At 67.5% G+C, this 20,935-nt stretch carries 15 protein-coding genes; 8 read left to right on the top strand and 7 right to left on the bottom strand.

Going from position 1 to position 20,935, the window contains the following annotated elements; genetic code table 11:
- From ON20_RS01110 to ON20_RS01095, 4 genes are all read left to right on the top strand, one after another.
- On the top strand, positions 1-1,509 hold a 1,509-nt coding region (locus tag ON20_RS01110; RefSeq protein WP_438803361.1), incomplete at its 5' end, for a MinD/ParA family ATP-binding protein.
- Positions 1,510-1,559: 50 nt separating this feature from the next.
- Positions 1,560-2,816, top strand: a complete 1,257-nt coding sequence (locus tag ON20_RS01105; RefSeq protein ID WP_051161361.1) for a Mur ligase family protein — start codon at positions 1,560-1,562, stop codon at positions 2,814-2,816.
- Positions 2,813-3,523 carry a type 1 glutamine amidotransferase gene (locus ON20_RS01100; RefSeq protein ID WP_040832939.1) on the top strand — a complete coding sequence of 237 codons (711 nt, stop codon included), beginning with the start codon at positions 2,813-2,815 and terminating at the stop codon, positions 3,521-3,523. The genes ON20_RS01105 and ON20_RS01100 overlap by 4 nt, the downstream gene beginning before the upstream one ends.
- A 61-nt stretch (positions 3,524-3,584) precedes the next feature.
- The gene (locus ON20_RS01095; RefSeq protein ID WP_040832938.1) at positions 3,585-4,229 is read left to right on the top strand and encodes a hypothetical protein; all 645 of its coding nucleotides are present in this window, start codon (positions 3,585-3,587) and stop codon (positions 4,227-4,229) included.
- A gap of 22 nt (positions 4,230-4,251) precedes the next feature.
- Here ON20_RS01095 and recR read toward each other — a convergent pair whose 3' ends face one another.
- Entirely contained in the window at positions 4,252-4,860 is a 609-nt protein-coding gene (gene recR, locus ON20_RS01090; protein ID WP_040832937.1) for a recombination mediator RecR, read from the bottom strand.
- Between the two features lie 18 nt (positions 4,861-4,878).
- Complete coding sequence (locus ON20_RS01085; RefSeq protein WP_040832936.1) at positions 4,879-5,208, bottom strand: YbaB/EbfC family nucleoid-associated protein; 330 nt, start codon at positions 5,206-5,208, stop codon at positions 4,879-4,881.
- A 130-nt stretch (positions 5,209-5,338) separates the two neighbouring features.
- Here ON20_RS01085 and ON20_RS01080 point away from each other — a divergent pair, with 130 nt between their 5' ends.
- Both ON20_RS01080 and ON20_RS01075 read left to right on the top strand, forming a co-directional pair.
- Complete coding sequence (locus ON20_RS01080; protein ID WP_040832935.1) at positions 5,339-5,917, top strand: hypothetical protein; 579 nt, start codon at positions 5,339-5,341, stop codon at positions 5,915-5,917.
- A 90-nt stretch (positions 5,918-6,007) separates the two neighbouring features.
- Positions 6,008-6,364, top strand: a complete 357-nt coding sequence (locus ON20_RS01075) for a VOC family protein (RefSeq protein WP_040832934.1) — start codon at positions 6,008-6,010, stop codon at positions 6,362-6,364.
- An 86-nt stretch (positions 6,365-6,450) separates the two neighbouring features.
- Here ON20_RS01075 and ON20_RS01070 read toward each other — a convergent pair whose 3' ends face one another.
- Positions 6,451-6,885 (bottom strand): SRPBCC family protein, encoded by a 435-nt coding sequence (locus tag ON20_RS01070; protein WP_040832933.1) that lies wholly within the window; start codon positions 6,883-6,885, stop codon positions 6,451-6,453.
- A gap of 219 nt (positions 6,886-7,104) precedes the next feature.
- On the opposite strand from ON20_RS01070, the gene ON20_RS01065 reads away from it, so the two are divergent.
- A complete protein-coding gene (locus tag ON20_RS01065) occupies positions 7,105-8,532 on the top strand; it encodes an FAD-binding oxidoreductase (RefSeq protein WP_040832942.1) in 1,428 nt (475 codons plus the stop codon).
- Complete coding sequence (locus tag ON20_RS01060) at positions 8,529-9,845, top strand: class I SAM-dependent methyltransferase (protein ID WP_040832932.1); 1,317 nt, start codon at positions 8,529-8,531, stop codon at positions 9,843-9,845. Before ON20_RS01065 ends, ON20_RS01060 begins: the two co-directional genes overlap by 4 nt.
- A gap of 24 nt (positions 9,846-9,869) precedes the next feature.
- Here ON20_RS01060 and ON20_RS01055 read toward each other — a convergent pair whose 3' ends face one another.
- The 4 genes from ON20_RS01055 to ON20_RS38455 all read right to left on the bottom strand — a co-directional run bounded on the left by ON20_RS01055 (position 9,870) and on the right by ON20_RS38455 (position 20,486).
- Positions 9,870-13,613 (bottom strand): serine/threonine-protein kinase, encoded by a 3,744-nt coding sequence (locus ON20_RS01055; RefSeq protein WP_083864435.1) that lies wholly within the window; start codon positions 13,611-13,613, stop codon positions 9,870-9,872.
- A gap of 347 nt (positions 13,614-13,960) precedes the next feature.
- Entirely contained in the window at positions 13,961-16,111 is a 2,151-nt protein-coding gene (locus tag ON20_RS01050; protein WP_040832931.1) for a 3-hydroxyacyl-CoA dehydrogenase NAD-binding domain-containing protein, read from the bottom strand.
- Between the two features lie 121 nt (positions 16,112-16,232).
- A complete protein-coding gene (locus ON20_RS01045; RefSeq protein ID WP_040832930.1) occupies positions 16,233-17,444 on the bottom strand; it encodes an acetyl-CoA C-acetyltransferase in 1,212 nt (403 codons plus the stop codon).
- 303 nt (positions 17,445-17,747) lie between these two features.
- Complete coding sequence (locus tag ON20_RS38455) at positions 17,748-20,486, bottom strand: DNA polymerase III subunit gamma and tau (protein WP_040832929.1); 2,739 nt, start codon at positions 20,484-20,486, stop codon at positions 17,748-17,750.
- Positions 20,487-20,935 lie beyond the last annotated feature (449 nt).

Genomic DNA, 20,935 nt, shown 5'->3' with positions numbered 1-20,935 from the left:
AGCGGCCCATACGGCCCACCCGGCGCCGAATACGGTCCGCCTGGTGGGCTGTACAACCAGCCCGGCGGACCGTACAACGTTCCTGGTGAACAGTACGGTCCGCCGCCCGGCGGGCAGTACGGTCCGCCCGGTGGGCCGTACAACCCACCCATTGGGCAGTACGGCGAGCCCGGTGGGCCGTACAATCCGGCCCCGCTCGCTGAATCCCCTGGCCCCGCGGGTCCGTCCGCGAATATCGGCACCGGCCCGACCGGTGAGGTAGGCGGTTACCCGCAGGCGGCCGGCGGCACCCCCGACGCCCTGTCCGGACAACAGGCCGAAACCGATCGGTCCGGCGGTCCGATCTACAGCTGGGCGCCACCGCAGGTGCCGCCACCGCCGCCCTATCAACCGCCGGTCGCGCCCGTCGGACCGACCACCGGCCAATACCCCTCCGGTTCATGGAATACCGGCACGTATCAGCCGCCCGGTCCGCCTGCCGGGCAACTGCCACCACCACCGCAGCAGTACCAGCCCCAGCCGCAGCACGCCCCGCAGCCGGGACAGTCGATCAATGATCTGAACCTGTTGCGACGGACCCGCCGGGCACCCCGCAGCGGATGGCGGCGGGCCGTGCACAAGGTTTCGCGCGGTGTCATCAACCCCGGTGAGTCCTCGGCCGATATCGTCCACCGTGATCTGATCGAGCGGGTGAATCAGCCGGTGCGTGGTGACTACCGGATCGCGATCCTGTCGCTCAAGGGCGGCGTCGGCAAGACCACGACGACGGTCGGGCTGGGTTCGACCTTCGCGTCGTTGCGCGGCGACCGGGTCATCGCCATCGACGCCAACCCCGACCTGGGCACTCTCGCCCACCGGGTGCCGCGGCAGACTCGCTCGACGGTCCGCAACCTGCTGGAGGACCAGCGCATCACGCGGTACTCGGATGTGCGCGCCCATACCTCGCAGGCGCCCAGTCGGTTGGAAGTGCTCGCCAGCGAACAGGATCCGGCGGTATCGGAGGCGTTCAGCGAGGCCGACTACCGCAAGGCCATCGGCATCCTGCAGTCGTTCTACAACATCATCCTCACCGACTGCGGTACCGGACTGATGCATTCGGCGATGTCCGGGGTGCTCGATATGGCCAGCTCACTGGTGTTGGTGACCTCACCGGCCATCGACGGCGCCCGCAGCGCCTCGGCCACTCTGGACTGGCTCGACCACCACGGCTACGGGAAGCTGGTGGAGCGCACGGTGGTGGTGGTCAATGCCTCACGACGCGGTTCGTCGACGGTCAATATCGACAATCTGCGCAAACTGTTCCTGGACCGGACGCGAGCGGTACAGGTCGTGCCCTTCGACGATCACCTCGCCGAGGGCGCCGAGATCGACCTGGAACTGGTGAACAAACCCACTCGCCGCGCCCTCCTCGAACTGGCCGCCATGGTCGCCGACGATTTCGCCTACGCCGACGGCGGCGGAAGGGACGGCGGTCCGCAGCAGTACGGAGGCGCGCCCTACTACCGATGAACCGCCCGCGCGGAACACCACCGCAACAGGCGAACATTAGACTGCGCGGCGTGGCAGACATATCGGTGCGCGGACGGATCGCGCTGCGACTGGCAGCGGCCGCCGCATGGGCGTCGCAGAAGGCGGGGCGTGGCAAAGGGTCGATGATCGGTGGGCTGATCGCCCTGAAGATCGACCCCACCATCATGGACCAGTTGGGCCGGGGCAGGCGCACGGTGCTCATCACCGGCACCAACGGCAAATCGACCACCACCCGGATGGCCACCGCGGCGCTGAGCACCCTCGGCGAGGTCGCCACCCAGGCCGACGGCGCCAATATGGATGCCGGTATCGTCTCCGCGCTGAACGTGCACCGGGGTGCGCCGCTGGCCGCGATCGAGGTCGACGAACTGCATCTGCCACATGTCACCGATTCGCTGAACCCGGCCGCGGTGGTGCTGCTCAACCTGAGCCGCGACCAGCTGGACCGCGTCGGCGAGATCAATATGATCGAGCGCCGGCTGCGGGCGGGATTGGCCCGCCATCCCGATACCGTCGTCGTCGCCAACTGCGACGACGTATTGGTCACCTCCATCGCCTACGACCATCCGAATGTGGTGTGGGTCGCGGCGGGCAGCGGTTGGGCGATCGATGCCACCAGCTGCCCGCGCAGTGGGGAACCGATCCTCTGGGAAGGCGAGGACTGGCACAGCACCGGAACCGATTTCCGGCGCCCGCAGCCGGACTGGTGGCTCGACGGCGACAAACTGTGCGGACCCGACGGGGTGCGCCTCCCGCTGCGGCTCGCCCTACCCGGACGGGCGAACCGGGGTAACGCCGCCCAGGCCGTCGCGGCCGCGGTGGCCATGGGCGCCTCCGCCGAAGAGGCATGCGCCGCGACGGGGACGGTACGCGAGATCGCGGGCCGCTACCGGACCGTGCAGCTCGGTGAGCACTCGGCCCGCCTGCTGCTGGCCAAGAACCCCGCCGGCTGGCAGGAAGCGCTGTCGATGATCGATTCGACCGCGGCCGGTCTGGTGATCGCCGTGAACGGCCAGGTGCCCGACGGCGAGGATCTGTCCTGGCTGTGGGACGTGCGGTTCGAGCATTTCGAGGGTATGCAGGTGGTCGCCGCCGGGGAACGGGCCACCGACCTGGCAGTGCGGCTGACCTACGCCGGGGTCGAACACACCACGGTGCCGAATCCGCTGCGGGCCATCGCGTCCTGCCCGCCGGGACGGGTGGAGGTACTGGCCAACTACACCGCGTTCCGCGATCTGAACCGGGATCTCGAGGCCCGGGCGGGCCGAAAGGACACAGCCTCATGAGCGAATCGACCGTCCGGATCGGGCTGGTGCTGCCCGATGTGATGGGCACCTACGGTGACGGCGGCAACGCGCTGGTGCTGCGGCAACGGCTGCGGATGCGCGGGATCGACGCCGAGGTCGTCGAAATCACGCTGCCCGAACCGGTTCCGGAATTGCTGGACATCTACACCCTGGGCGGCGCCGAGGATTCGGCGCAGCGGCTGGCCACCCGGCATCTGCAGCGGTATCCCGGTCTACAGCGGGCCGCCGAGCGCGGGGCCCCAGTGCTCGCGATCTGCGCCGCCATCCAGGTACTCGGGCACTGGTACGAGACATCGAGCGGGGAACGGGTCGACGGGGTGGGACTGCTCGACGCCACCACGTCCCCGCAGGACCGACGCGCCATCGGCGAGGTGACCACGACACCACTACTGCCGGGCCTGAGCGCGCCGCTCACCGGTTTCGAGAACCACCGCGGCGGCACCACCCTCGGCCCCGAGGCCCGGGGTCTGGCCCGAGTCACCCGCGGGGTCGGCAACGGGGTGGGCGACGGGCTGGAAGGAGTGGTCCAGGGGTCGGTGCTGGGCACCTACATGCACGGCCCCGCGCTGGCCCGTAATCCGGAACTGGCCGACTTCATCCTCACCCGGGCCCTCGGTGTCGATCACCTCGAACCACTGGATCTGCCCGAGGTCGACCAACTCCGCCGCGAGCGCCTGCGCGCCTGACCCCTCGGTCCGGCCGGAACCGCGAGCGCGGCGGGGACCGCCCGGCCCGTAGTCTGGCCGGGTGAGCTACGACCACGTTCTGCTGCCGTCAGGTGTCGCGTCCACGCCCGCGCAGGTGGACGCCTACCTGTCGGCCCAGCAGGGACGGCCCGAGACCGACGAGGTGGCGGCGATCGCGGCGGAGGTGAACGCGCGCAATGCCGAACTGCCGGAAGAGGACAGTTTCCTCAGCACGGCTCCCATAGGCGGTATCCCGACCGGCTCGGCACTGTATGTGCCCAGTCCCTACGATGCCATCGGCTTTGCCCGGGCGCTACTGTTCGAGCTCGCGACCCCACGTCACTACGCCGTCTATGATCCGCAGCTGGCCTGGCTGGTCGACCCGACCGGACATGTGCCGGTCAGCGTCACACTGGGCGGGGCGGGAGAATTCCCCTATCTCACCGAGACGCTGGCCGGGCTCTGGGTGCGGGAGTTGGCCGAGCCGAACCCCTACCTGATCGCTGAACGCGCCGAACAGGTGTATATCCAGACCTACCGCCTGTCCGAGGAGCAGTTCACCCTGGAGTACCGCGACGGCGGCCCCGACCGGCACTTCGGCACGACCGTGACGGGAGCCGATACCGTCGCGGCACTGATCTGGGACTGGGCGACCGGCGACCGTGCCCGGCTCGACGCCCTGCCGTGGAGCCGTCTGGAGCTCTAGCCTCCCACGGTCGCCGATACGCCTAGAGTGCACGCCGACCCGACAGCGCCCGACCCAGTGTCAGCTCGTCGGCGAATTCCAGATCACCGCCCATCGGCAGGCCCGAGGCCAGACGGGTGACGGTGAGGCCGGGGAAATCGCGCAGCATCCGCACCAGATAGGTGGCGGTCGCCTCGCCCTCGGTATTCGGATCGGTGGCGATGATCACCTCGGTGACATCGATACCGTCGGTCTGGTTGCCGATCCGACCCAGCAACTCCCGAATCCGCAACTGATCCGGGCCGACGCCGCTGAGCGGGTCGAGCGCACCGCCGAGTACGTGGTAGAGGCCGCGGAACTCGCGGGTGCGCTCGACCGCCTGGACATCCCTGGGTTCCTCGACCACGCAGATCATGGTGCGGTCGCGCCGCGGATCGGCGCAGATACGGCAGAGCTCGCCCTCGGCGACCGTGCCGCACAGCGCACAGAAACGCACCCCGTCGCGGACCTTCTGCAATACTGCCTGCAGCCGGTCGATCTCCGGCGGTTCCACCTGCAACAGGTGGAACGCGATACGCTGGGCGCTCTTGGGACCGACACCGGGCAGTTTGCCCAGCTCGTCGATCAGATCCTGGACCGGGCCTTCGTACACCTGCTGCGCTCCGACCGGTCAGAAACCGGGCAGGCCCGGCATACCACCACCGGCCAACGGGCCGAGCCGCTCGGCCGCCAACCGCTGCACATTGACCATGGCGTCGTTGATCGCACCCGCCACGAGGTCCTGCAGGGTCTCCACATCGTCGGGATCGACGACCTTCGGATCAATGCTCAGCGATACCACCTCACCGCTGGCCTTGATCGTCACCTCGACCAGCCCGTTGCCCGCTTGGCCCGAGACCTCGGCCTCGGCGAGCTCGGCCTGCGCCGCCATCACCTGCTCCTGCATCTGCTGGGCCTGCTGGAGTAATTGCTGCATATCGAACTGGCCGTCTGGCTGCACGGTATTCCTCTCTGCGGAGTGTTGTCACAGTTCAGCCTAGACCTCATGACGCCTCTACATCCGGCACGCGTGTCGCCTACCATTGAACTGCTCGGCGAGAGCAGTAAGGCCGGGGCTCGGAGCAATTGGTATGTGGAGGGAAACGATAAACAAGGCACGACTGCTCGGCACGTTGATTGCGGCGCTCGCCGTATTCCCCACCGCAGCCATGGCAACCGCAACACCCGGACAGGTCACCGACTACGGTGGCGGATGCGTTATCGACCCGGACAACCGCGCTGTCACCGTCGACTCGCTGCGTTTCCGCTGTACACCCGAGCAGCAGGACACCATTTACGTCGCCGCCTCGGCCGGCGCGGTGCCGTCCGGGGTCAAGAACGGCTGGATCGCCCGCCCGCCGTTCATGCAGCAGGTGGCTCCGCCACTGTGGCTCGGCAAGACCTTCTATACCGGCTACACCGGGCCGAACAGCGGTGGTTATCTGATGAACCGCGTCACCGGTGCCGGTCTCGAGGCCTGGCGGGCCGATGTCCATCCAGGCCCGAGCCCGTTCGACGGTAAACCGAGCTGGCTGCTCGACTACGCCCCCTCGCCGACCCCGCAGTTGCTGGACGAGATCCGAGAGGTCTCGCCGGGGGTGTGGTTCGGTTACTCCTGGTGGCGCGGAGCGTTTCAGACGCCTCTGCTCTTGACGTTCGTTCTGGCCTGAGTCGTTCCGGCGTAGGTGTTTCCGTTCTTGTCGGTGGGTCGGTGCATGATGCGAGCCGGCACAGCCCGACCCACGACAGGACATCCACCCATGGCACCCACACTCGCGTGTATCACCTTCGACTGCGCGAACGCCGCCGCGCTCGCCGATTTCTATGCCGGGCTACTCGATATCCCGGTCGACGGCGAGGCGAGCGAGTTCTACGCGAGTATCGGCCGCTCGGGCGGGCAGAGCCCCGGTCTCATGTTCTTGAAGGTACCTGAGCGCACTCCCGGCAAGAACGTGGTTCATCTGGACCTGATGGCCGCCGACCTGCCCGCGGAGGTGGAGCGGGCGGTCGCGCTGGGTGCGAAACATATCGGGGATTTCCACGAGGTCGGCATTCGCTGGAGCACCCTGGCCGACCCCGAGGGCAATCTGTTCGATATCGCCGCGACCGAGGACTGATCCGGCCGCGACGGACCGACGGTGATCCGGCCGGACCGGGCGGCGCGGCCGGCCTCGACCGACCGGGTCCTGTGGTCCGCGACGGCTCAGACGAGTTCGCGCTTCAGGTTCTCCAACACCTCGGCCTGGATCTTCTTCAGGCCGAGGGGGGCGAAGATGCCCTCGAAGATGCCGGAGATCCCACCCGCGCCCTGCCAGGTGGTGGCCAGGGTGACCTTGGAACCGGTCCCTTCGGGGGTGACGGTCCAGGTATTGACCAGGCTGGAGTTGGCGTCCTTCTCGGTGACGACGGTGCCGGCCACCGACACTTGGGCCCGGATATTGCGGACACGCTTCTCGGTGGCCTGCAGCGTCCACTGCGCCACCGTTCCGTCGCCCTGACCGCCCTCGATCACCTTGTAGTCCCGGTAGTGCGCGGAGAGGATCCGCGGCCGCACCTCCACATAGTCGGCGACCGCCGCCAGCGCGCGCTGCGGGTCCGCCGAGACCACGATCGAACTGTCGGCATTGACCTGTCCCACAATGAACTCCTTGTTCGGATGCGAATTCTCGACAGTCTCATCCTGCCTGCCGCGCCCGGGGCGTCCGACAGCAGGTGGACCACACCGCGCCCGGGCCGTCGGCCCCGCCGTTCGGTCGAACACGATGCAACGTGTACGTGACATTTCGGACAGGTGACCCACCTCGCGCTGGCCTGCCACGATCGTTGGTACTAGCGTCGAGGCGTGGCAGTGAGTCTGTTGGGGAAGGCCGGCCACCCACCGGCCGCATACGAATCCGGGTTCGCCGCGCATCGAGCCGGCGTCGAGCGGCTACTCGCGAGCTATCGAGCCATCCCGTCGGACGCGAATGTGCGCCTGGCAAAGAAGACGTCGAACCTGTTCCGGGCCAGAGCCGAGAACACCGCTCCCGGACTCGATGTCTCCGGGCTGACCAAGGTGATCGCGGTCGATCCGGACACCGGGACGGCCGATGTCGCCGGTATGACCACCTATGAGGATCTGGTCGCCGCGACCCTGCCGTACGGGTTGGCGCCGTTGGTCGTTCCGCAGTTGAAGACCATCACACTCGGCGGAGCGGTCACCGGGCTCGGTATCGAGTCGACCTCGTTCCGCAGTGGCCTGCCGCACGAATCGGTTGTGGAAATGGATGTGCTCACCGGCGGGGGCGAGATCGTCACCGCCACACCGAACGGCGAGCACGCGGACCTGTTCCGCGGTTTCCCCAACTCGTACGGAACGCTCGGCTACTCCACCCGACTGAAGATCGAACTGGAACCCGTACAGCCCTATGTCGCGTTGCGTCACGTGCGCTTCCGTGATCTGCGCGAACTCGAGGCCACCCTGGACCGGGTCGTCACCGAGCACAGCTACGACGGCGAACGGGTCGACTATCTCGACGGGGTCGTCTTCGACGCCACGGAAAGCTATCTGATCCTGGGCCGGCAGACCGACGAGCCGGGACCGGTCAGCGATTACACCGGGATGGACCTCTACTACCGTTCCATTCAGCACGCCGGTCCGGAGCCGAAACGCGATCGGCTCACCATCCACGACTATCTGTGGCGCTGGGACACCGACTGGTTCTGGTGCTCTCGCGCGTTCGGCACCCAGAACCCGAAAATCCGTCGATTCTGGCCGAAACGTTACCGACGCAGCAGCTTCTACTGGAAGCTCATCGCCCTCGATCACCGATATCACATAGGCGACAGATTGGAGGCCCGCAAGGGCAATCCGCCCCGCGAACGCGTTGTTCAGGACATCGAGGTGCCGGTGGAACGCACCGCCGATTTCCTGGAGTGGTTCCTGCGCGAGATCCCTATCGAACCGATCTGGCTGTGCCCGCTTCGTCTGCGGGACAGCGGGAACGGGTCCACGGCTCGGACCTGGCCGCTGTATCCGCTGCAGCCGGACCGGACCTACGTCAATATCGGCTTCTGGTCGGCCGTACCGACCGTGCCCGGCGAGATCGAAGGTGCCGCGAACAGGGCCATCGAGAAAACCGTCACCGAATTCGACGGACACAAATCGCTGTACTCGGATTCGTACTACGAGCCGGAAGAATTCGCGGCACTGTATGGTGGCGAAAACTATTCGGAACTGAAAAAGCGCTACGATCCCGATCAGCGCCTGTTGGGCTTGTATTCGAAGGCGGTGCAACGTAAATGACGATATTCAAGGAACGGTCCACCGACATCGCGGACCTGGCAACTCGGCTCAGTATTGCCGAAATCTTCGAGACACTGGTCGACGGCGACGTCCCCATCCGGCTGAAGGCCTACGACGGCAGCAGCACCGGCCCGGCCGATACCTCCTACGTTCTCGATATCCGCACTCCGCGGGGCATCAACTATCTGGCGACCGCGCCCGGTGACCTCGGCATGGCCCGTGCGTACATCTCCGGCGACATGACCGCCTCCGGTGTTCATCCCGGCGATCCGTACGAGTTCCTGAAGGCCATGTCGGAGATGAAATTCCGCCGGCCTTCGGCACTGGCCCTGCTGACCATAGCCCGCTCGCTGGGCTGGGAACAATTGCGTCCGGTCGCGCCGCCGCCGCAGGAGGCACTCCCGCGCTGGCAGCGGATCGCGCTGGAAGGCCTGCGCCATTCCAAGGCGCGCGACGCGGAGGCCATCCATCACCACTACGATGTCTCCAATACCTTCTACGAGTATGTCCTCGGCCCGTCGATGACCTACACCTGCGCCTGCTACGGCGACGAGGACTGGACGCTGGAACAGGCCCAGGAGAACAAATACCGGCTGGTCTTCGAGAAACTGCGGTTGTCCGAGGGCGACCGGCTGCTCGATATAGGTTGCGGCTGGGGCGGGATGGTGCGGTATGCCGCCAAACGCGGCGTTCGAGCGATCGGCGCCACGCTCTCGGCCGAACAGGCCCAGTGGGCACAGCAGAAGATCGCCGAGGAGGGCCTGTCCGACCTGGCCGAGGTGCGGCATTCCGATTACCGCGATGTGCCCGAAACCGGTTTCGACGCCGTCTCCTCGATCGGCCTGACCGAACATATCGGCGTCCACAACTACCCGTTCTACTTCGACTACATCAAGAGCAAGCTGCGCGACGGCGGTCTGTTCCTCAACCACTGCATAACCCGCCCGGGCAATCTGCGTACCACAAAGGCCGGTGATTTCATCGACCGCTATGTCTTCCCGGACGGCGAACTCATCGGTTCCGGCCGAATCATCTCCGAGATTCAGAATGTCGGTTTGGAGGTGCTGCACGAGGAGAACCTGCGCGAACACTATGCGCTCACCCTGGCGGAATGGTGCAAGAACCTCGTCGCCAACTGGGACGCCTGCGTGGCGGAAGCCGGGGAGGGCACCGCGAAGGTGTGGGGCCTGTACATGGCGGGCAGCCGGTTGGGCTTCCAGCGCAATGTGGTGCAGTTGCACCAGGTGCTCGGGGTGAGACCGGGCCCGGACGGGCGCGCGAACCTTCCGCTGCGGCCCTGGTGGCAGCCCTGACCCGGCGTTCGGCGGAGCAACCGTTCAGCTCAGGAGTTCGTCCAGGAATCGGACGGGCAACCGGACATCGCCGATGGTGCGGACGGCGCCGGCCGTTTCCGCACCGTCCGCGGCGGTGAGCGGCAGATCACCGCGGAGCACGCGCAGGATTTCGACGACGCGAGGACCGCTGTCCAACAGCGGCCTCGTCCAGTGGAATTCCGCGCAGGTGGCCACTGCCGAGGCCAGCAGGGCGGCGGCCTCTCCCACCCAGCCGGCGGCGGCCAGGCATTCGGCCAACAGCAGGGACATATCCAGCTGGGCTCGGGGCCGCTGCTGTTCATAGGTGCGGCCGTAGAGGGCGCGGGCCCGCCGCACCGCGCGGTCCAGATCGTCGGGGCCGCCGGTGACCAGCAGCTCCCGAATGGCGGCGATCTCGAGCGCTTCGGTGGTCAGTACGGCTATCGCGCCGGATGCTTTTCCGGAGGGTGCGGTATCGACCGTGGCCTGCCCGCCGAGGTTCGCGGCCCGTAGGGTGGATTCGTCCTGGCCGACCTGTCCGAGACGTATCTGCTCCGCGCGGATATAGGCCCCCAGCCTGGTCAGCTGGTGGTCGTCGGCGATACGGCCGCCATCGTCCAACCGGATTCCGGCCGCTACCGGATCGCCGAGGGCCGCCTTTACGCGGGCGCCGCCGACAATGGTGGCGATCAGTGATTCGATCGGCCCGATCCGGGCGACCAACTGGTAGCTTTCGTCCAGCAGCCGTTCGGCGGCTTCGAGGTCGCCGCGCCGATACTCCAGTTCACCGAGCAGCCCGGCGGCCGTCCGCGCACCGTGTGACCGTGGCCCCGACCGTGCCTTCGCCGTCTCGTACGCCTGCCGGTAATAACGCAGCGCGGTCTCGATATCGAGTTGTTCGAAGGCGAGCAGGCCGCGGCCGCACAGCGCGAAGATCTCCGCGAGCGGTTCCTTGGACCGCTGGTGATAGGGGCTCGCCCACTCCTCCAGCTCACGGGCACCCGCGAAATCGAATTCACACAGCCGTACATAGGCGGCGACATTTGCCGCCGTCGACACCGTCCACGCCGGCAGGTCGTCCGGATGCTGCAGGGATTCGCTCACCTTGTCGAGCACGCCGTCGAGCCGGTCGTGGAATACGTCGTCGGCGGCGGCCAACACACTCGCCTGGCAACGCTGCCGCTCCGTGTCGCCGTCGTCGGGGGAACCGCGCGAAAGCACATTGGACAGCCGGCCCAGGGCCGACCGTGCGGCCGAGGACTGCTGCAGGTTCACATTCGCCCTGGCCACTGCCATCAGCAGCTTGGACCGGGAAGCCACCTGCGAAACCGGAAGTTTCGAGACCGAACCGAGCAGAGTCCCCAACCGGGAACCGTCGATCAAGTCCATGCCGCCGCTCTCGAGCAGGTCCAGCGCCATTTTCAGATCGGTCGCCGCCAACGCCTCGTCCACGGACTTACGGAGCAGCTGATGCTCCGCATACCAGAGGGAGGCCTTGCGGTGCAGGGATTTCAGCCGTCCGGGCCGGGTGCGTTCCAACCGGGCACGCAGATGCTCGGCGAACAACGGCTGTATCCGGAACCATTCGGGGTCGTCGTCGACCCGGTGCAGGAACAGCTCACGCTGTTCGGCCTGTTCGAGCAGTTGCTGGGCGTCGGAGGCACCGCTCAGCGCCGTCGCCAACGACGCGCACACCTTTTCGGCGACCGAGATATCGGACAGAAACTCCAACATCTGCGGTTCCAGTGTGTCCAGCACGTTCTCGGCGAGATACTGCCGGATACCGTGGCCGCCCTCGACCAACCGCTCGAGCAACCGTTCGGGGTCGGGATTGTCGCGCAGCGCCAGACAGATCAACTGGACGGCGGCCGGCCAGCCTTCGGTCGCGGTGTAGAGCCGGTCGAGCCGATCGTCATCGAGCGGGCAACCCTGCCGCCGTACCAGGATCTCCTCGGTTTCGTCCCGGGTGAGCCGCAGCTGGGTCAGGCCGACCTCCACCAGTTCGTCCTGTACCCGCATTCGGCTCACCGGCAGATCCGACTGTTCCCGGCCGGTCACGACGAAGCGCAGATGGTGGCAGCCGCCGTCGAGGAGATCGCACAACACTCGCCGGGCGCCCTCGTCGGTGATGCGATGCCAGTCGTCGATGATCACCACCACCGACTCGCCGCTGGTGTGCAGTTCATCGACGAGGGTGCTCACCACATAGGCCACCGCGTCGTCGGGTCGCTCCTCCAGCACCTGGCCGAGTCCGGTACCGATATCAGGCCTGACCTGGTGAATGGCCTCGACCAGATGCGCGAGGAACCAGACCGCGTTGTTGTCGCCGCTGTCGATACCGATCCAGGCGACCGCCGTACCCGCGGCGGCGAGTTCGTCGCGCCACTGTGCTGCCAGGGTGCTCTTGCCAAAACCGGCCGGCGCGTGGACCACGGCGAGCCGACGCCGCCCACCCGACCGCAGGACCTCCAGCAGACGGGGGCGGGCGAGCGGCTCGCGACTGGGAGTGGGCGGACGGAACTTCGTCGTCGGAGACGGTGGCAGGGTGGTCGCGACCGCCGCACCCGGGAGGGACGTTCCGGCGATATTGTGCGGACGCGGCGCCGAGGGATGCAGGTAGAGCGGCCAACTGCGGGGGGCGGTGACCGCGGGCAGCGTCCCGGTCGTCCGCGATGTCTCCCGATCGGTGCGGGCCGCCTCGGTCGGAATGATCTCCGTCTCCAACAGGGCCATCTCGTCGGGCACCAGCCCGTGATTCACCTGGGCGGTGCGCAGCATCTCCCCGAACTCGTATGCCGAGACCGGCCGGTCCTGCGGGTCCTGTGCCATGGCGCGTTCGATCACGGCGGCCACGTCGGCGGGAATATCCTGCTCACGCAGATCCGGGATGGGTTGGGTGGTGATCCGCAGGAATTGCGCCACCACCTTCTCCCCGGCCCGGCGCTCGAAGGCCGCGTGCCCGGTGAGCAGGGCGAACAGAGTGGAACCCAGGCTGTACACGTCCGAGCACACGGTCGGGTCGTCGCCTTTGAGCACCTCGGGCGCGGTGAAGGCGGGCGAGCCGGTGATCAGGCTGCTGGAGGTCTGGAAGCCACCCGGGACCCGGGCGATCCCGAAATCGGTGAGCTGCGGCTCCCCGTACGGGCTGATCAGGACATTCCCCGGCTTCACATCTCGGTGCAGGATATGCGCCCGATGGGCGCTCTCGATCGCGCCCGCCAGTTTCACGCCGGCGCGCAGGGTATCGGCCCAGCTGAGCGGGCCGAGTTTGTGCACCACCTGTTCCAGCGAACCGCGGTTGCAGAAAGGCATCACGATGAACGGCAACCCACCGGAGGTCATATCCACCTGCAGGATGTCGACGATATTCGGATGCCCGGACAGCCGGCCCATCGCCTGTTCCTCACGCAGGAACCGCTCTCGGCTCTCGAGATCGATATCGGAAGACAGCACCTTAACCGCGACCACACGGTCCAGCCTCTTCTGCACGCAGCGGTATACCACGCCGAATCCGCCGCGGCCGATTTCCTGTGCCTCCGACAAGCCCATATCGCCGAGTTCTTCGGTGATCCGCAACGGCTCGTAGGACTTGGTGTCCACCTCGGCACCGGCGGTGACACGCCGCGTGGGCTCCGACTCGGCGCGATCCTCGGCCGCACGGCCCGAGCCCGAGGTGTCCGATGTACCGCGGTCCGATACGGCCTCGGCCGATTCACGGCCGGCTTTTTCCATCCGACCGGCCGAGCCCGAACGCGTTTGTGGATTCATTTCACCACCTCGCCCTCTTGACGAATCGGCGGCACCGAGAGACCGGAACGGTTATCCGCCCGGCCACTCGCATCCCACTGCGGCACTGTCGGTATGCGATTCCAACGTAGCGCGCCGGTACTCCACGTGGGCGGGTTTCCGTCGGCGTGTGCCGCGGGTAGGCATCGGCCGGATAGCGTCACGGGTCGGTGTCCTCCACCACCAACTACCCGTGTTCATGCCAACAACACAGCTCTGAGGAACATTCCCGAAACGGACCGAGCCCGTCCCGCGCGATGCGGGACGGGCTCGGCCGTTATCCGTCCGCGGAACCGTATCCGCTTCAGAGCGGATACGGTCCATAGAACCTATTTGCGCAGCGACTCCGGCACCTGGAAACGCGCACCGTACTTCGCGGCCAACTCGTCGGCGCGGGCCACGAAGGCCTCCTGACCGCCGGGGTAGCCGACGATGAACTGGTGCACACCACCGGTCCAGGCCGGGAAGCCGATGCCGAAGATGGAGCCGATGTTCGCGTCCGCGGTGGACTCGAGCACACCCTCGTCGAAGCACTTCTGGGTTTCGATCGCCTCGGCGAACAGCATGCGATCGATCAGATCCTGGATCGGCACGTCGAACCCGCGGGTGGTCTTGAAGTGCTCGCGCAGCTGCGGCCACAGGTTCAGCCGCTTGCCGTTCTCGTCGTACTCGTAGAAACCGGCCTTCTCCAGGCGACCCGGACGGTCCTGCTCGATCATGTAATCGATCACGTCGAGGGCCGGGTGGCGCTCGACGCCCCTGGCGGCATCGCCGCGCTTGGCCGCTTCCTCGGTCTCCTTGGCGATCTTCTGCATGAGCTTCATGTTCAGCTCGTCGGTCAGCTGCAGCGGCGGAGCCGGGTAGCCCGCCTGCGAACCGGCCTGCTCGATGGTCGCGGGCTCGATGCCCTCGCCCAGCATGGCGATCGCCTCGTTGACGAAGGTGCCGATCACGCGGGAGGTGAAGAAGCCGCGGCTGTCGTTGACGACGATCGGGGTCTTCTTGATCGCCAGGGTGTAGTCGTAGACCCGGGCCAGCGCCTCGTCCGAGGTCTTCTCGCCCTTGATGATCTCTACCAGCGGCATCTTGTCGACCGGGGAGAAGAAGTGGATACCGATGAAGTCCTGCTGCCGCTTCACACCGGTGGCGAGCAGGGTGATCGGCAGGGTCGAGGTGTTCGAGCCCAGCAGCGCGTCCGGGGTGACGATGTCCTCGATCTCCTGGAACACCTTGTGCTTGAGCTCGGTGCTCTCGAACACGGCCTCGATCACGAAGTCGACGCCCTCGAAATCGGCCGCGTCCGCGGTCGGCTTGATCCGGTCGAGCAGCGCCTTGGACTTCTCCTCGGTGGTCTTGCCACGCGAGAGCGCCTTGGCCTCGAGCTTCTCCGAGTAGCCTTTACCGCGCTCGGCCGCCTCCAGGGAGACGTCCTTGAGGACGACCTCATAGCCGGCCTTGGCCGACACATAGGCGATGCCGGCGCCCATCATGCCCGCACCGAGCACGCCGACCTTCTTGATCTCGCGCTTGGGCACATCCTTGGGTCGCGAACCGCCGTTGTTGATGTGCTGCAAATCGAAGAAGAACGCCTGGATCATGTTCTTCGCGACCGGCCCGGTGAGCAGGTGCACGAAGTACCGGGACTCGATCAGCGAGGCATTGTCGAAATCGACCTGCGAGCCCTCGACCGCCGCGGCCATGATGGCGCGCGGAGCCGGCATGTTCGCACCCTTGAGCTGCTTGCGCAGGTTGGCCGGGAAGGCCGGCAGCTGCGCCGCGAACGCCGGGCTGGCGGGGGTGCCACCGGGGATCTTGAAGCCCTTCTTGTCCCACGGCTGCACACCGGCCTCGGGGTTGGCATTGATCCACGCCTTGGCGGCCGGGACCAGTTCCTCCACCGAGCCGACCAGCTCGTCGACCAGGCCGATCTCCTTGGCCTTGGCCGGCTTGTTGCGCTGACCCTGCAGCAGCACCTGCAGGAGCGCGTTCTGCAGGCCGAGCATGCGCACGGTGCGGACGATGCCGCCGCCGGCGGGCAGCAGGCCCAGGGTGGCCTCGGGCAGGCCGATCTGCGAACCGGGCACATCGGCCGCGATCCGGCGGTGACAGGCCAGCGCGATCTCCAGGCCGCCGCCGAGCGCGGCGCCGTTGATGGCGGCCACGACCGGCTTGCCCAGTTGTTCCAGCCGGCGCAGCGCGGCCTTGATCTCGGCCAGCTCCTCCATCAGCGGCCGGGCGTCGTCCGGACCGACCTTCATCATGTTCTTCAGGTCGCCACCCGCGAAGAAGGTCTTCTTCGCCGACGTCAGCACCACGCCGGTGATATCGTCCTTCTCGGCCTCGAGCCGATCGACCGTGGCGGTCATCGACTTCTTGTAGAGATCGTTCATGGTGTTGGCGCCCTGGTTCGGGTCGTCCATCGTCAGTACGACGATGCCGTCCGAATCCTTCTCCCAACCGATCATGTTGGCTTCGCTCACGGTTTCTCTGTCTCCTGGTGAAATGGGCGGTGTTCGCGGGCCCTCCGTGGTCACGCAGGCTGCCGCCTCCGGGCCTGACGCGAACACCGCCGGGAAAAAATCCGAGTCCGGTTGGGACGTGTCAGACGCGCTCGACGATGGTGGCCACACCCATGCCGCCGCCGATGCACAGGGTGATCAGCGCGTAACGGGCGTTGCGGCGCTCCAGCTCGTCGACCATGGTGCCGGTGATCATGGCACCGGTGGCACCCAGCGGGTGGCCCATGGCGATGGCACCGCCGTTGACGTTCAGCTTCTCGTCCGGGATCTGCAGATCCTTCTGGAACTTCAGCACCACCGACGCGAATGCCTCGTTGATCTCGAACAGGTCGATGTCGTCGACGGTCAGACCGGCCTTGGCCAGCACCTTCTTGGTGGCCGGGGTCGGGCCGGTGAGCATGATGGTGCTGTCGGCGCCGCTGGTGGCGGTGGCGACGATACGGGCACGCGGGGTCAGGCCCGACGCCGCGCCGGCCTCTTCGCTACCCACCAGCACCAGCGCGGCGCCGTCGACGATGCCGGAGCTGTTGCCGCCGTGGTGGACGTGGTTGATCTTCTCCACGAAGTGGTATTTCTGCAACGCCACCGCGTCGAAGCCGCCCATCTCACCAATACCGGCGAACGACGGATTCAGCTTGGCCAGGTCCTCTATGGTGGTGCCGGGACGCATGTGCTCGTCACGGTCCAGCACAACCAGACCGTTGATGTCCTTGACCGGGACGATCGACTTGGCGAAGTAGCCGCCGGTGGTGGCCTTGGCGGCCAGTTCCTGCGAACGCACCGCGTAGGCGTCGACGTCCTCGCGGGAGAAGCCCTCGATACTGGCGATCAGGTCGGCGCTGATGCCCTGCGGTACGAGGTAGACGTCGTAGTTGGTGGCCGGGTCCAACATCCAGGCGCCGCCGTCCGAGCCCATCGGCACGCGGGACATGGACTCGACACCACCGGCGAGCACCATATCGTCGAATCCGGAGCGCACCTTCTGGGCGGCCATGTTCACGGCCTCGAGGCCGGAGGCGCAGAAGCGGTTGATCTGGACACCGCCGACCGTCTCGGGCAGGCCCGCAGTCAGGACTGTGGTGCGGGCGATGTCGGCACCCTGGTCACCGACCGGGGAGACCACACCGAGGATGATGTCCGAGATCCGGTCCTCGTCGAGGTTCGGGAAGCGGTTGCGCAGCTCCTGGACCAGACCGGTGGTGAGATCGATCGGCTTGACCGAGTGCAGCGACCCCTTCTTGTTGCGGCCGCGCGGGGTGCGAATGGCCTCGTAAATGTAGGCCTCTGTGGTCATATCGGAGTGTTTCCTTCCTAGGACTACGCCCGCGCCGCACCTGGCGGAGCAGACGCGAGATACCTCGCCGACCGGCCGTTCGACCGACCGTCTGTATTCGGTTGGCAGCGCCGGAAGCCTCGCGGTGGCGCGAGCAACCGCAGCATACGCTGTACAAACAACGGCACGGAACGACAGCGAGATCCGGTTGGCCGTATATCACGGCCAACCATAGAACCTCGTCCGCCGAAGCTCGCAGCCACCCGCCCATAGTACCGCCGAATGCGAACTCCGGTTAACTTAACGCGGGCGCTCCGGTGCTTGTCAACTATCCAGACGGGTAGCGCCCAGCTCACTCACCAACAGCTCCAACGCCACCTCATCCGGGTCACGCCGATCCCCCGGCGCCACCGGCTGCGCCGATTCGGCCAGCATCTCCCGCTCCTCCTCGGGAGTGGACGGCGGCACACCGCCCGGCCCGTAGCCGTGGTCGGCCGGACCGGGATCGTCGGGGAGGTCCGGATAGTCCGGTGGGGGGATGTCCTCGTCCGGGTAGCCGCCGACGGCGCGTGCCCGACTGGGCCGGGAGAACCGCGGGGCGCCGGAGGAACCGCGCCGTACTCCGGCCGTCCCGCCCGACCCCATGCCAGGTGCCCGTGCGGCCTCGGCGGATACCGAGTCGGTTTCCGTCCCGCGCACCGAACCCGATGCCGTCGCCGTACCACCGGCCGGATCGGAGCCCTCGGCCCGCGAAGCGGCGGATGCCGCCGCATCCGCCCGCACCTCGGCCGTGCGCCACGGCCCCCCTTCGTCGGGTCCGCCGGACTCGCCACCGGAACCGCCGGGACGGCGCCCACCGGATTCGCGGCCCCCGGTCCGGGAGCGAGTACCGGAACCACGCGGCACGGATACGGGCGCCGGAGCCGCCGTGCCCGCCGTCACCCAGCGCACCTGGCAGTCACGACCGAGGACCGCACCGACCGCCGCCCGGACCGCCTCGAGATTCTGCTGCCCGGACAGCCGCCGCACCAGCGCCGCATGATGCGCGAAGACGATCACATCGTCCTCGACCCCCACGACCGAGGCCCCCGACGCCAGCATCGCGCCCACGGTGGGCCCGAAATCCCTCGCCTTGGCCTTGATCTCTCCCCAGGCGGCCTGCACCTGGGCGAGCAGATCCGCCGGTGCGGTGGAACCCGAATCCGCCGCCCGCTCGGCATCCACCGGCCCGGTGGATGCCGAGGCGTCGCGAGGTTCATCGCCCCGCCGATCCGGGTCCACGGCCGAAGCGCCGGATCCGCTCGGGTCCGCACCGGCCACCTCCGCCGACGAATCGAATGGCTCACCCACCATGCTGTCGGAGCCCGCGCCCCCACTCGGTCCGGCGGCCACGACCGCCTCCGACTCTTCGGCCCGTGACACTGTTTCCACCGGGCCGTGGACGGTGTACCCGCCACTCTCCGCCACCTGCTCGGCTCCGGCGGGCCATGTCTCTGTATACCGCATCGCATCGGGGACGCTCTCCGAGCGCGCACCGGCGGCCCCCCGGTCACCCGCCTCCGGGCCCGCGCCCCCGTCCTCGGCCGCCGGGGCCGGGCCGGCGTCATCACTTCCGCTCCCACCCCCTTCGCCGGCGCTGTCGGCCGCCCGCTCGGTGGTTTCGGCAGCGTGTTCCGGCCGGCGCTCGGCGTCCGGTGCTCTCCTGTCCGCATCGGCCCGCGCGGTCCCTGCCACACCTATATCCACCACATCCGGCACAGCCCGTGTCGCACGGGATTCACGGACGGCGGCCAGGGCCTCGGCACCCCGACGGCGTGGCGTCGCGGACGCATCCCCCTGCTGCCGGCCTCCGGTCGGACGGTCCTCGATCGGGGCGGTGTCCCCACCGGGGACCGGCACGACAGAGCCCCCGGCCAACCGCTGCTCCAGCCGCTCGAGCCGTTGCAGGGTGGCGGCGTCGGAGTCGGACGCCGCGGGCAGCAACATCCGCGAACAGACGACCTCGAGCAGGAGCCGTGGAGCGGCGGTACCGCGCATCTCGCCGAGGCCCTCATGCAGCAGTTCGGCATACCGGGTGAGGGCGGCCGGACCGATCCGTGCGGCCTGGTCCTGCATACGTTCCAGAAGATCGGCCGGGGCGGCTACCAAGGAACGCTCGGCGGCATCGGGGACGACACGCAACAGGATGAGATCGCGCAGCCGCTCCAGCAGATCGACGGCGAACCGACGCGGATCGTGTCCGGCCTCCATCACCCGGTCGATGGTGCCGAACAGAGTGGCACCATCGGCGGCGGCCAGCGCGTTCACCGCGTCGTCGAGGAGGGCCACATCGGTGACGCCGAGCAGCGCGACGGCACGCGCATAGGTCACCCCTTCGGGGCCGGCGCCGGCCAGCAGTTGATCCAGTACGCTCAGACTGTCGCGCGGGGAACCACCACCGGCACGGATCACCAACGGGTACACCGACTCCTCGACCGATACGTTCTCCTGGTCGCAGATCCGTCCGAGCAGCCCGCGCATGGTCGCCGGCGGGAGCAGCCGGAACGGGTAGTGATGGGTGCGCGAACGGATGGTCGGCAGCACCTTGTCGGGTTCGGTGGTGGCGAAGACGAAGATCAGGTGCGCCGGCGGCTCCTCGACGATTTTGAGCAGCGCGTTGAAACCGGCCGTGGTGACCATATGCGCCTCGTCCACGATGAACACCCGATACCGCGATTCGGCGGGCGCGTAGAAGGCCCGATCCCGCAGTTCGCGGGTGTCGTCCACGCCGCCGTGGCTGGCGGCGTCGAGTTCGACCACGTCGAGATTGCCCGGCCCTCCCGGGGCCAGCGCGATACACGACGGGCAGCTACCGCACGGCGTCGATGTGGGCCCCTGTGCACAGTTCAGCGAGCGCGCGAGAATCCGCGCCGAGGAGGTCTTCCCGCAGCCGCGTGGACCGGAGAACAGGTAGGCATGACTGATGCGACCGGTGTCGAGCGCGGTGCGCAAGGGGTCGGTGACATGCTCTTGGCCCACCACCTCAGCGAACGTTGCCGGTCGATACTTCCGGTACAGAGCCACGGCCAGAGGCTACCGGCGCGCGACGACAAAGAACATCCCGGCAGCACCTGCCGGTACGCGACCACAACCGGCTATCTGTGATCCACATCACATCATGCTCACGTATCGGTTCCGCCGCGCTCACCGGCGGCAACGGTGGCAGGTCCGGGCGAAGACCGACCGCCGGTATACCCGCCCCGGCGATCCGTCGCGCCTGTGTCGCGCGGCCGGGGGCATCGATACTTGCGCCCCGATTCACCGGGCATTTGCCGCGATAACGAATCCATCGCAACGATGCCGCGCCCGCAAGTACCTGGCTACCGTGATATCGGCGGCATCGGTCGCCGAACCTTTCATCCAGGTTGGTGACCCCGGCCGGCCTCCCGACCGGCCGGGGCACAACAGAATCCCCCACCGATCTCCCGTAGCGCGGAGGCCCGTTGTGTCCTCGTGTGACGAAATAGCGACAG

The organism is Nocardia brevicatena NBRC 12119, assembly GCF_000308495.1.
GTDB classification, from domain to species: domain Bacteria; phylum Actinomycetota; class Actinomycetes; order Mycobacteriales; family Mycobacteriaceae; genus Nocardia; species Nocardia brevicatena.
The sequence above is the reverse complement of the archived record's forward strand: the minus strand, read 5'-3'. Positions and strand labels throughout refer to the sequence as shown.